Source organism: uncultured Nitrosomonas sp., from assembly GCF_902826915.1.
Lineage (GTDB): Bacteria > Pseudomonadota > Gammaproteobacteria > Burkholderiales > Nitrosomonadaceae > Nitrosomonas.
Window position 1 is genome coordinate 1 of record NZ_CADEGP010000076.1, and the last position, 12,400, is coordinate 12,400.

Annotated in this window: 12 protein-coding genes; 4 read left to right on the plus strand and 8 right to left on the minus strand. The window is 40.7% G+C overall.

Annotated features, from left to right (window positions below; genetic code table 11):
* The first annotated feature begins 67 nt into the window (after positions 1-67).
* The gene (gene tnpA / locus QZV86_RS11750) at positions 68-511 is read left to right on the plus strand and encodes an IS200/IS605 family transposase (protein ID WP_295625089.1); all 444 of its coding nucleotides are present in this window, start codon (positions 68-70) and stop codon (positions 509-511) included.
* A 250-nt stretch (positions 512-761) separates the two neighbouring features.
* Here the strand turns inward: tnpA and QZV86_RS11755 are convergent, their stop codons facing one another.
* From QZV86_RS11755 to QZV86_RS11790, 8 genes are all read right to left on the minus strand, one after another.
* Complete coding sequence (locus QZV86_RS11755) at positions 762-1,547, minus strand: flagellar brake protein (protein WP_295628316.1); 786 nt, start codon at positions 1,545-1,547, stop codon at positions 762-764.
* A 2-nt stretch (positions 1,548-1,549) separates the two neighbouring features.
* On the minus strand, positions 1,550-1,876 hold the full coding sequence (locus QZV86_RS11760) for an EscU/YscU/HrcU family type III secretion system export apparatus switch protein (RefSeq protein WP_295628319.1): 327 nt from the start codon (positions 1,874-1,876) through the stop codon (positions 1,550-1,552).
* Positions 1,863-2,897 (minus strand): flagellar hook-length control protein FliK, encoded by a 1,035-nt coding sequence (locus tag QZV86_RS11765; protein WP_295628321.1) that lies wholly within the window; start codon positions 2,895-2,897, stop codon positions 1,863-1,865. Before QZV86_RS11765 ends, QZV86_RS11760 begins: the two co-directional genes overlap by 14 nt.
* Positions 2,898-2,973: 76 nt before the next feature.
* Positions 2,974-3,309 (minus strand): flagellar protein FliT, encoded by a 336-nt coding sequence (locus tag QZV86_RS11770; protein ID WP_295628324.1) that lies wholly within the window; start codon positions 3,307-3,309, stop codon positions 2,974-2,976.
* A gap of 38 nt (positions 3,310-3,347) precedes the next feature.
* Entirely contained in the window at positions 3,348-3,776 is a 429-nt protein-coding gene (fliS, locus tag QZV86_RS11775) for a flagellar export chaperone FliS (RefSeq protein ID WP_295628327.1), read from the minus strand.
* Between the two features lie 49 nt (positions 3,777-3,825).
* On the minus strand, positions 3,826-5,799 hold the full coding sequence (fliD, locus tag QZV86_RS11780; protein WP_295628330.1) for a flagellar filament capping protein FliD: 1,974 nt from the start codon (positions 5,797-5,799) through the stop codon (positions 3,826-3,828).
* A gap of 38 nt (positions 5,800-5,837) precedes the next feature.
* A complete protein-coding gene (locus tag QZV86_RS11785) occupies positions 5,838-6,209 on the minus strand; it encodes a flagellar protein FlaG (protein WP_295628333.1) in 372 nt (123 codons plus the stop codon).
* 100 nt (positions 6,210-6,309) lie between these two features.
* A complete protein-coding gene (locus tag QZV86_RS11790) occupies positions 6,310-7,800 on the minus strand; it encodes a flagellin (protein WP_295628336.1) in 1,491 nt (496 codons plus the stop codon).
* Positions 7,801-8,152: 352 nt separating this feature from the next.
* Between QZV86_RS11790 and QZV86_RS11795 the strand changes: the two genes are divergently transcribed.
* The 3 genes from QZV86_RS11795 to QZV86_RS11805 all read left to right on the plus strand — a co-directional run bounded on the left by QZV86_RS11795 (position 8,153) and on the right by QZV86_RS11805 (position 12,186).
* Complete coding sequence (locus QZV86_RS11795; protein ID WP_295628340.1) at positions 8,153-9,724, plus strand: histidine kinase; 1,572 nt, start codon at positions 8,153-8,155, stop codon at positions 9,722-9,724.
* Between the two features lie 16 nt (positions 9,725-9,740).
* Positions 9,741-10,373 (plus strand): response regulator transcription factor, encoded by a 633-nt coding sequence (locus tag QZV86_RS11800; RefSeq protein WP_295628343.1) that lies wholly within the window; start codon positions 9,741-9,743, stop codon positions 10,371-10,373.
* Positions 10,374-10,482: 109 nt separating this feature from the next.
* A complete protein-coding gene (locus tag QZV86_RS11805) occupies positions 10,483-12,186 on the plus strand; it encodes a GGDEF domain-containing protein (protein ID WP_295628348.1) in 1,704 nt (567 codons plus the stop codon).
* Positions 12,187-12,400 lie beyond the last annotated feature (214 nt).

Below are 12,400 nucleotides of genomic sequence, written 5' to 3' on the forward strand. Positions count from 1 at the left end.
GATCAAAAACAGCAGGTCGCTTGATTCTCATACACCAGATTTGACTATAGCTCCGTAAAATATTCGCGTGAGCGAATATATACATAAGCGACATAACGTAACAACATTGCTTTATCACTTGGTATTTCCAGCGAAATATCGTCGCGCTGTGTTCGATAAGGCAATAGATAAGAGACTGGGAGATGTGTGTCTTGAGCTGGAGAAGCGTTACCAGTTGAAATTTCTGGAGATTGGAACAGATGAAGATCATGTTCATTTTTTAGTGCAAAGCGTTCCTTCCTATAGTGTAACAAAACTGGTAACGCTGATTAAGAGTATCACAGCAAGTGAGATATTTCGCTTGTGTCCTCATGTCAAAAAACAACTCTGGGGCGGTGAGTTTTGGAGTGATGGCTATTTTGCGAGTACTGTTGGTCGTCATGGCGATGAACACACGATAAGGAACTATGTTAAGGGACAAGGGAAAGAGTATCAAAAACTACACGAAGATAGGCAGCTTGCACTTTTCTAACTTTCCACATCTCACAGCTCTGATACCTCGCCGGTCGTTCATTAGACAGATACCACTGCAATCGCAGGAGAAATGCGCCTTCTGAGCCGATAATCATCGATAAAAGTGATTGCTCGCGTGATTTCAGCAAGAAAATTACTAAAAGATACTCTTCCACACACATAAAAATCAGAAATTGTAACGAATTTGGAAATTCGTTGAGTTTTGCAAAGGTCTCTGAGAGTTTCTGAGGCAAGTAGCTAATCAGGATTTATTTTGTTTTTCTAATTTGTTCTTGCTTAATAATATAGCGCTGTATCATAGCCTCCATACTTGCTGCTAGATTGATAAACTGACATCCGGCGCGCATACAATTTTGACCGTTACGTAAAGTGATTTCGTAGGTGTTTTTTACCTGGATAGTGACATTAATAGTCCCAATCTCTGGGAGCATGATTTGGCAATTGCTATAAATAATGCCTGGGTCAAAATTGATAATTGGGTGCTGATCGATGACAGCAGTACCGCCACAACTTATATCAAGGATCGCTACTTCCGCTTTGGCAGCTGTTGAACTTTTTCCGGGTATTGGAATAACACATTTAAGTGGCTTTACAATAGGAGTAGTAATGCGGAAATGGTTTCTTCTCTGTATACGTAGAAGCATTTCTGGGACATTGACTAAAAATGCATCTTTATTATTAAATTGTATTTTCTTGATTTGATCACAGACAAATTCTATTTTTACTCTATTTTGTGTGGTAACAAATACTAATTCTTTAGAATTGAGTGCTTTCTGGCAATGCTTGTCATTAATGCCATAATCTATCACCATTTCTTTCTTGTCAGAGTCTATGGATAGAATCGATGTTAGTATAAAATCGCTCTCATAGTCGGGGTAAAGTGTAATTAGTGAATCTGCTTGCATGATTCCGCGAAGTATAAAAAGAATATCAATTTCCGAGTTAATGCGGAATTTCTCACTTTTTTCTTCAGGAGTTAGCATAGTAGGTTCTAATACTTCGTATGTTTCAGTATCTTCATTGGGTGCGAGCATTATCAATGTCCTTCCAAAGTTTGTTGTGTGATCTTGCTGTCAAGACTATTAGCAGTCAAAGGCGTTTTTGTTTTTTCCAAGCGATAAAGCCATGCAAGTAATTCTGCGACTGCGACATAAAGCTGTGGCGGAATGCGATCATCGATATTAACCTGCATTAATAATGCGACCAATTCACTTGATTCATGAACATAAACCCCCGCTTCTTTGGCACGCCTTATAATTTCCTGAGCAATGAGACCCCGACCTTTAGCAATTACTTTAGGCGCGATTTGTCCCTCTTGATACGCAAGTGCTACAGCAGTGGGGTAAGATTCATTCATTGTCATTGTGCTGAACTTCTACCGCTTGAATGGTTAATCCTGCGGATTGCATATCTATCGTGAGTAATGATTGATTGCTTTTTAATAAACTAGTCGTGTTAAATTGTGATGTTTTTATTTTAATATTAAGACCTTGGGAATTAAATAAGATGTTGGCGGTAATGTCTCCCAGTTGTGGCAACGATAAATGAAGTTGCGTACGCCACTGTGCTGCATGATCGGATTCATTGGCCTTGTTTTCATCTTCAGATTCAGATTGTTCATAAATATCCCATTCCATTGATTGGTCATGCCAAACTTCACCTCGCCAGAATATATGTCCGGTTTCCAGTGTATTTAGTTGTTGCTGTACTAGTGGCATAGTCTGAATATGCACTGGCATTTCAGGATTTGGCGAAGCTAAAATCGCTGCCTTAGTCACAGATAGCTCAGGTACTGCTAACATTAACTTACCCTGTGGCTCTTGTTGTAAATTTTCCAGTGTATTTTCTCCATTAATCCATTGAGCTTGATGTGACTCATAGAATAACCCACTTTGGGTAATTGTTTTTTGCAATAAACCGGGTAATTCAGTGCTATTTGTTAGAGTTCCATTCAGAATAGGAGAAGAGCTTGTTAGTGATTGGGTGGTATTTGTTGGGACATGTTTTAAAGTATCATGCACTAGGAGACCGATAAATCGTCCAGTGGTGCTTATTGAAGCGATATTTTCCTTTGATTCTATCGTTGCTTTGTCGAGAATAAGGAATTTTAGATTTGGTTGGTGAGAAATGAAAACTAATTCTAGTTTATTGCCGGGTTGAAACTTTGCTGGTAGGTCTATCTGGAGTAGTTTGTCATTAACCAAAACTCTGGAACTTCCATTAGATAAACGTGCTTCAACAAATGCCTGATATTTTTGTCCTTGCTCAAATTTACTAGAAGAATTTTGTGAATCAAGAATTGCTGTTACAGGTGCTATCGGTGAAACAGATTTTATCTGTGTTAGGGGCGTGATTAAATCGGTTTTGATAATGATTGGATTCACGACAGCTTGTATTTAAGTTGTTTGTATTTATCCAACAGAAGCAATATATTCTGATACTGATACTTTATTTGGATGCTTATACATTGTTAATAGGTTGATATGTTTGTTGAAGATTGCGTGTGCGTTTATTAATGCTGAGCATATCTTGTAGCCTTGCCATCCAAGGTTCAATGATTGCTCGAGTTTGAGCATCGTTATCCAATATTTGGTGAATAATTTTTACCTTTTTTTGCTGTAATTCTTTATCGAGTAAAGGCTCTGTGTCATTTTTTTTGAGGCTATCGGTTAGTTTTCTACATTCTTGTTCTAATGATACCAATTGATCCCATTCGCTATTTTGTGCAGCAGTCAGCATTTTCCCAGTTGTTGCTAAAATGGCATTGTAGGTTATTATCGTATGCGCATAATCCATTCTTTTACATGTCCTTTTTCTTGTACAGAAATCTTTGTTTAGATGGCAATTGCTTTTATTGCAGTTGGAGTTCCATTGGATTCTCCGATTTCTTTCCAGGCACTATATAGTTCAGATAAAAGTTTATTCACTTCATTCAGTATCTCAATGTTATTCTGAATATTAGCCATTAATAATCGGTGCGTCATATAATCATAAAGTGCTTGGAGTTTAATGGCCAAATCACCGCCCGCATTCATGTCCAAACTAGCTTTCAAGCCGTGATCAATAATCATGATGGCTTTTGAAATCATTTTTCCTTTTTCTGAGATCTCGTTATTTTGCATATGTATTCTGGTTCTCGCCAGTGCTTCTTGTGCACCTTCGAATAGCATTAAAATAAGTTTGTGCGGATCGGCTGATTCAACGCCGGTTTCAACACCAATACGTTGGTAGGCGGATATTGCATTATTTGTGGTAATAAACATTCTGTACTCTCTTTTATATTATAAGAAGCTTACTTCCTGGAGCTTATTTTTAGCTACTTGCACCAGGCAATCTGGACAATTGTTGTTGTAAGAAATTGCTGGTTTGGGTCATGCTGACGATTGTCGCATCCAATGCAGAAAACTGTGCACGTATACGTTTCTCTACTCCCTCGAGTCTCTGATTTAATGCTTCTCTCTGTGATTCGATATCTTTGATTGATGAATTAATGCCATCAATACGATTATCAATTAGATTAGATTTCAACATATCATCTACTAATTTACCCAGCTTTGCTGCAAAGCCATGCGCAAAATCGACATTTCCTCTAGCACCTGTGGTGCCACCGGATATTTTGAGAGTGAGTCCACTGCTGTCGGCATCACCGGTTAGGATTTGACCAGAACCTGTGGCGGTGACGCCATTAATCGTCCCAGCCACATCTACACCACTGGTCTCAACAGGTATGCCAAATAAATCCTGTTTACCATTCCCGCCGGTAATTGATACAGTTGATGCAGCACCGAATTGATCGGAAGTGATAGTTAATTTTCCCGCAGACTCGCTTAGTGCTACTTTTATACCGGCTGCAGAAATTTCTGGTGCACCATTGATTCTTGACTGGATTTCAGCTGACAGTGAAGTTGCCGTATAAGTGCCTGTTGCAAGAGTTACACTGGCGCTTACTCCATTAATAGTGAAATTTAGTGTGTCGTTGACTCCAGTATTAATAATCAGCGCAGCAGGAGTGCTACCTGCCGCAGTGCCTTGTGTCGCAATTTGACTGATATCCAATGAGTGCTTGCCATTGTTTGTATCAGGTTTAGCACTGATAAATGATACTAAACTGTCACTGGTTTTTCCAACGGAGGCAAACAGTGTCGAAATATCTTTTGTCGGATCATTCAGTACTTGGGATAGAGCAGTTGAATCAAATTTAAGAGTACCATTCGCTTGAAAAGAAACGCCTACCTCAGTTAGTATGCTCAGGCCGCCGCCTGCAGTAGTCAGTGGATCGGAGATTGTGTTGCGTAATTGTGTCTGGATTGAACGAACGGTTGAATCTCCCGTTAGAATAGATGCGCGCTTAGTAGCGGCATCATATTTTGAGAGATCGACGATGGTTTTATTAAGATCATTAAAAGCTTTAACAAATGACGACACTGCACTTTGAGCGCTTGCTGTGTCTCGAGATAAATTTAAGGTTGTTGTTGTGCCAGTATTTGTTTTCAATAGATCTAACGTGACACCTTCAATAGCATCTGTAATTTTGTTGGATGCTTTGTTAATTAGAATGCCGTCAATGACTAATGTGGCATTGCTGGCTGCCACAGTTTCGGTAAGATTAGTCGTGCCACCAGTGGACGCATCGTAATTAAGCTGAGATAAGCCTACATTATCAGTATCGTTTGTATCAGTATCATTTGTAGTTATTTTTAGGGCGTTGCTCAAACCTGTATCCGTTGAAGCAATCACTAAACGATTGCCAGTGCCATCATTAACAATGCTGGCGGTTACTCCTGCGTTAGCTAGATTGATAGTGTCACGAATGCCGGCCAATGATGAATTGTCAGAAGAAATGGAAATTGATTGCGCAGCTTTATCTGGATTAAGTGTAAATGCGCCGCCACTGTATGTGCCGAACTGTATGGTTATAGTGCCGCTGCCGATTGTGGTGCCGGTAGTTGCAAAGTTAGCAGATTTTAATTTATGCGATTGTGCGAGCGTTTGAATTTCCATGGAGTAGCTGCCTGTTGCAGTAGTGGAAGTAGCGCTCACATTGGCCAAAGTTGTATCAGCAAGACTAGCCGTTTTAGCGGTATATTTTTCCGGATTGGCCAACGCAGAAAGACTGCTTTGGAATGAGGACAACGCACCCTTTAGGCTACCGAATGCAGTTAGCTGAGTTTGCTGTTTAGCCTCTTTGGTATCGAGAGATGCCAGGGGGCGGCGTTCCAATGCCATTAATTGGCTGACAATACCGGTGACATCTAAACCTGATCCAATTCCTGGAGATGAAAGCATTTTTGAGTCCTGTTATTCTGATTCTATTAGAATTTTGATTATGCTTTGTCGTTAAGTAGCAATCCTTGCATCTTGTCTAAGGTGCGGGCTATTTTAATGGCTTCTTCTGTGGGAAACTGTCGAATAACCTCATCAGTATGGGCATCCAATACCTTAATGATTGATTTTCCAGTTTCTTCATCAATTGAGAAACGCAAGTTATGTCCTAGAATATCTGCTGCTTCCTGAATTTCTTGAACAGCTTGTTTGATTTGTTCTACTGTCTCTGATTTATTATTTACTGTAGGTCGTCCAGTTGGAACAGGTGATGGAGCAACGTCAGTATCAAACATAATTTTCTTCTGAGTAACCGACATTGGTGCCACAGGGCGTGAAATTACATCCGGTCCGTTTAATTGATTGATGTTCATGGAATAGCTCCTTAAAGTTGAAACGTACGCGGGAGTTTTTTTGATAATCCCGCGTACTATCAGCTTTATTTAATGTGTTGTATCATTTGTTACGGATTACTTAACGTAGCAGTGATAGAACATTATTGGGTAAAGAATTTGCTTGTGCAAGAATTGCTACACCTGCTTGTTGTAAAATCTGGCCACGTGTCATATTGGCTGTTTCAGCGGCGAAGTCGGCATCCTGAATCCGGCTACGAGAAGCTGAAAGATTCTCAGAAGTGCTTTGCAGATTCGCGACGGTTGAGCTGAAACGATTCTGATATGAACCTAAGTCGGCGCGGGATGAATTGATTTGGGCTAATGCTGCATCCACTGAGGTGAGTGCAGCTTGTGAGCCCGTTACAGACGATAGGCTTAGGGCTGCTATCGAAGAAAAGGTGCTGTTATTTACGCCAGCAATTGAAAATGCAGAAGCATTAGCGTTGGCTGTCGAGATCGCGCCTTTGGCGCTGGAAAGCGAGACGGTACCAGTTTTCACAGCAGAGATGGTAGCAGCAGCGCCTTCCGTCAGAGTCGAGCCACCGAAACTGACCGTATCGTTACCGACGGTGCTGTTCGCGAAGCCGCTCAGAACAATATTACGCCCATCTGTCGTGCTGAGGGTAATGCTCGATTTCGAACTGGCGCTGGTGAAGCTAGCTGTGACACCGCTAGTGGCCTGAACACCGTTGATGGCAGAAACTACACTGCTCAGGTCATTCTGATCCGTAACCGCTGTCGAAATCGCCTGCCCATTGATGCTGAATGAAACCGTACCAGCCGCACTCAGGCTACTTAGCGTCGTACTGTTACTTGCGGTGGCGGTTATTCCGATACCACTTGCTGCACTGTTGATTGCAGTAGCAACTTCTCTGGCTCCACCGGTAGTGGTCAGCGATCCTGCTGTACCTGCAGCATAAGTAATTGGACTCGTTGTGCCGCCATCTGCAGTGGTGAGGGTGAGGTCGGTTTCTGCGAGTACAGCGTTGGTCAAGCTGGCGATATCGCCGACAGCAACGGCGTTCATTGCTGTGCCGCCAGTGGTTAGGGTATGGCTGCCGAGTGCAGAAGCACGTGCATCATTGATTTTATTAATGTCGATGCTTTGGCCAGCATTTGCGCCAACTTGGAAGCTCTGATTTTGAAAAGAACCATCCAGTAAATTCGTGCCGTTAAACTGGGTTTGGCTGGCAACGCGAGATATTTCAGAAATCAATTGTGAAGCTTCGGCTTGTAGTGCAGTGCGATCACTGGCGCTGTTGGTGGCATTGGAAGATTGTACAGCCAACTCACGTATACGTTGCAGGTTGTTGCCGATTTCACTCAGCGCACCTTCAGCAGTTTGTGACAGCGAAATGCCATCGTTTGCGTTACGTACAGCTTGGTTTAGGCCACGGATTTGTGAAGTCATTCTTTCTGAAATAGCCAGGCCCGCAGCATCATCTTTAGCGCTGTTTATTCTCAATCCAGAAGATAAACGTTCTAGTGATGTGTTGAGTGATGACGCTGATGAGTTAAGGTTGCGTTGTGCAGTCAGCGAAGCGATATTTGAATTTATAACTTGAGACATTTGGGTTCTCCTAATTTACATTTGGCATTATTGCCAGTTGGTTTTTCCGCAAACCTGAAAGGTATAAAAACCTTGGGCGGATAAATCTTTAATTTAAATTACGGTGGTGACTTCCTCGCAATCCAAGAAGAAAGACAAGCACCGTTGATTGCAGTTATCGGAAATGATTTTGGAAAGTTTAGAATTTTACTTTCTTGTATTTTAGCTATTTGGTTGGTTAGAAACGGTTATTCGTGATATAAATCACTTTCTAAAGATGAAGTCATTCTGTAGAATGTGGAATTAATTCAGATGGTTAATTTTGCAATCTAATTCTTAAGTTTATATCGGCTTCGATCAATGAGGGACTGAGATGGTCGATGAAGAGAAGTTAAAAATATTGTTGATTGAGTATTCTGCAAAGGATGCTGAGACGGTTCTGAAAATACTATCACGCAGTGGTTTTCAAATAGACTATTTGTGCGTTGCCACGGCTGACGATTTGCAAGCGGCTCTGAAGCTCCTGAATTGGGATGTGATTCTATCTGATTATGCTTCACCGCGACTTAATGCGTGCGATGTAATCAAATTGATAAAAAATCAAGGGTTGGATATACCTTTAATCGTTGCTTCCAGTGATATCGGTGAAGAAGCGGCTGAAAATATCATGGCTTTAGGTGCATATGATTTTATGATGAAAGCCAATCTTGCTAGATTAGTGCCGGTAATTAGACGTAGTTTGCGTGAAGTAAAGAATTATCAGCGGTTTATTACTGCTCAAGCTGCTTTGCAAAAAAGTGAGGTGCTTTTTCAAGCAATTACATCTAATCTTCCCGGAGTCGTGTTTCAGTTTCAGTTGGGTAAGAATAATCAAGCTAGTTTCCCATATGTCAGCGATGCAAGCGAAACACTTCTGGGGTTATCACCCCAGAAGCTAATGAGCAACCCAGAACTTTTTCCAGAATTAATTCTGTCTGAAGACAAAGAATCTTATCGTCAACTTATGATGACATCTGCCGAGCAACTTTCAACTTGGAACTGGGAGGGTTGTATTCAAGTAAAAGGAGATAGTGATATTAAATGGGTCAGTTTACGTGCAACACCCAGAAGAATGCTTGATGGAGCCATGCTGTGGGATGGCATCATGATAAACATTACTCGCAATAAATTGACTGAGCGCGAAATTGCACGTTCGCGTGAACAGTTGGCTGAGCTATCTTCATATTTGCAGAAAGTTAAAGAACAGGAGCGGGCCCGAATTGCACGCGAAATTCATGATGACATCGGTGGGACATTAACTGCCATTAAATGTGAGTTACTTCCTTGTATGGATAAGACAGCAAGAAAACTCGAATTTTATCAACAGAAAGCGAAATCTATTGAATCACTAGTGGATCGTGTAATCGACAGTACTAGAAGGATTTCGCTTGATTTACGCCCCGGGATTCTTGATTGTGGGATTGTTGCTGCTGTGCAATGGCAAGCAAAAGAATTTAGTGATCGTACCGGTATTGTTTGCAGAGTATCATGCGACAATGATGAAATATCTTTAGACTCGGATTTAGCCATAGCGATATTTAGAGTATTCCAGGAAACGCTGACAAATATTTCCAAACATGCCAATGCATCACGCATTCAGGTAAAGCTTGTCGAATTGGAAGGCTTGATTCTGCTTGATGTGATGGATGATGGGTGTGGTATTACTGAAATTGATATGGAGAAGCAAGATTCGTTTGGAATACGAGGAATGCGTGAACGATGTCTGCAATTAAAGGGAAATTTTCATATTTCTGGAGAATCAGAAAAAGGAACTAAGGTGACTATTTTGATACCGACTGGGGATCCAGAATATGATTCTGAGCAAGCACATGATTTAAATAGCAGGTTTAAAGAGTTCTCGCAATCAGAGCCGATTAAGAAGAGAAAGCAAATTTCTCGGCTTTAAATAGCTGGAGGTATACATGATTAGTGTAATGATTGCCGATGATCATGCAATTGTTCGTCAAGGTTTGAAGCAGATACTCAGTGAAACTGACGATATTAAGGTGACTGGAGAGGCAGAAACGGGTTTTCAAGCAATCAAAATTGCGCGGCAGCAAGACTTCAATGTCATGTTATTGGATATATCTCTACCCGATAGAAATGGGATTGAGATTTTGAAGCAGATAAAGAAAGATAGGCCTAATTTGTCAGTATTAATGCTTAGTATGCACAATGAACACGAGTTTGCTATTCGTGCATTAAAAGCGGGTGCATCGGGTTATCTAAATAAACAAAGCGCACCTGCGCAGCTGGTGGTGGCTATTCGGCAAGTCGCAGCAGGAGATAAGTATGTTAGCCCAGTTGTCGCACAAGAACTTGCTAATACGATTAACTCTGATATTGATAAACCCCTTCATGCTACTTTATCCGATCGAGAGTATCAAACATTGTGTTTTATTGCAGCCGGTAAAACTTTGTCTGAAATATCGTCTGAGATGTTTCTGAGTCCTAAAACAGTGAGTGTTTATCGTGCACGATTATTAGAGAAACTCAAATTGACAAACAATTCAGAGATAATTCGCTATGCAATAAAGAATAAATTGGTTGATTGATTTCATAGTTAAAGATGTTACTGCAATTAGTTTAATTTTTTTTCGAGTGAGTCGATGTTTCTTAATCCCAGGATTACTGATTCATTATGTTTAATTTTGACCAATTAATATGAAACAATTTAAAGATTCTGATCCAATTACTATTGCTCGCGAAACGCTGCGGCAACTCGCCTCGCTAAGAATCCCGCCAACTCCAGAAAATTACCACAAACTATATCTTCAGATTTCTGGAAATTCAGGAACTAGCGCCGGTCCTTTAATTCCGATATCAACAAATCAAGAGTTGAGTCAAGCTAATGAATCAATTGATTCCACAGCAGTTTGGGGAGGTACGATCGAAGCATTGTTGAAACATTTGGAAAACAAGCAAGGTAGGCTAACAATTGCGAAAAAAAGAGAAGGTGTTAATCGAGTGCTTACTAAGTTTTCAAAAGATTCAAATCAATTGCACATCAAGCTGAAGGCATTGATCGATTCTTGGGGAATGTTAGCGTCCACTATTCAAGAATCAGCCGAGGATGTGCAAGTAAAGAACTCTTTGTTGCAAGTTGATTTATTACCACAAGACTCTCAAGCATCGCAAGCCGTTTTAGAACAAAATCTTCCCTTTGGCCATTTTGCAGATCAACTATTGGAGTTAATGTCTCAAGTATTAGAGCATGTGGTTGCTCGACAAATTGAAGATATTGTTCTAAATGAAGAAGCAAAAATACTGGCAAACCAGGTGCGTAAGATTCAAAATAAATCAGACGTGGAGAGATTTTCGGTTGATTTTCAGAATTTCTGCGGAAAATTCGATGCATATGGGGAAAATGGACTTAAGCTGAAGAAAGGCTTACTGAAATTACTCAATATGCTTATGGATAGTACTGGTGAGTTGTTAGCCGAGGATCAATGGGTTGGAGTGCGGCTTAATAAACTGCGTGACACTATATCCAGACCCCTAGATCTTCAGGTCATAGAACAAGCTGAGCATTATATAGAGGAGATAGCACAAAGGCAGGAAATAATCAGACATAACCTGAATGAGGCCAAGACGACGTTGAAGCTCATGGTGACTTCTCTGATTACAAATATCGAAGAGTTGAGTGATACGACTGGAGAGTATCAGGTTAAGCTGGAGCAGTATTCGCAAAGAATTAGTAATGCTAATGATATAAAAGAACTTAATCAGTTGCTTGGATTGATTATGGAAGAAACCAAGCAGATGCAGGCAAGTGCATTAAATTATCGTCGTGATTTTCTCGCTGCCCGTGCAGAGGTCAGTTTTGCACAGAATAAAATCAATCAGCTTGAAACCAAGTTGGTTGAGATGGGTGAGAAGGTTCACGAAGATCATTTGACCGGGATACTTAACCGGCGTGGCTTGGATACCGCCTTTGAGCGAGAAGCTTCTCGTTCGATACGTCATGAGAATCCATTATGTTATGCACTACTAGATATCGATAATTTCAAACAACTCAATGATACACACGGCCATAAAGTTGGTGATGATGCTTTGAAATACTTGGTGGATTCTGTTAAAGATACGACGCGTCCAGAAGATATCGTGTCACGATATGGCGGCGAAGAATTTGTGATTTTGCTTCCTAATACTAAACTAGAGGTGGCGGTTCAGATAGTATCTAGAATACGACGGAATTTAACTAAGAAATTTTTCCTGCATGAAAATAAGCGCTTGCTAATTACATTTAGTGCGGGTGTTGCCCAGCTCCGGCCAGAAGAATCGCAAGAAAGTATTTTTAAGCGTGCGGATGAAGCTTTGTATCGTGCAAAAAAAGGCGGTAAGAATCTTATTCTCGAGGCAGAGTGAACTGTTTAACTTATTGTTAAACCCAGATTTCCATTTAGTGAAACCTATTGAATATACTTGAGTTCCTCTGAGTCGTTACTGCCTATGTTTGCAATTCTTTATTTCCAATTATTTTGATTAAAATTGTTCGTGCTATTGGTTTCTCGTCATTGACAAATTCCTGAGCTATAGTCAAATCTGGTGTATGAGAATCAAGCGACCTGCTGTTTTTGAT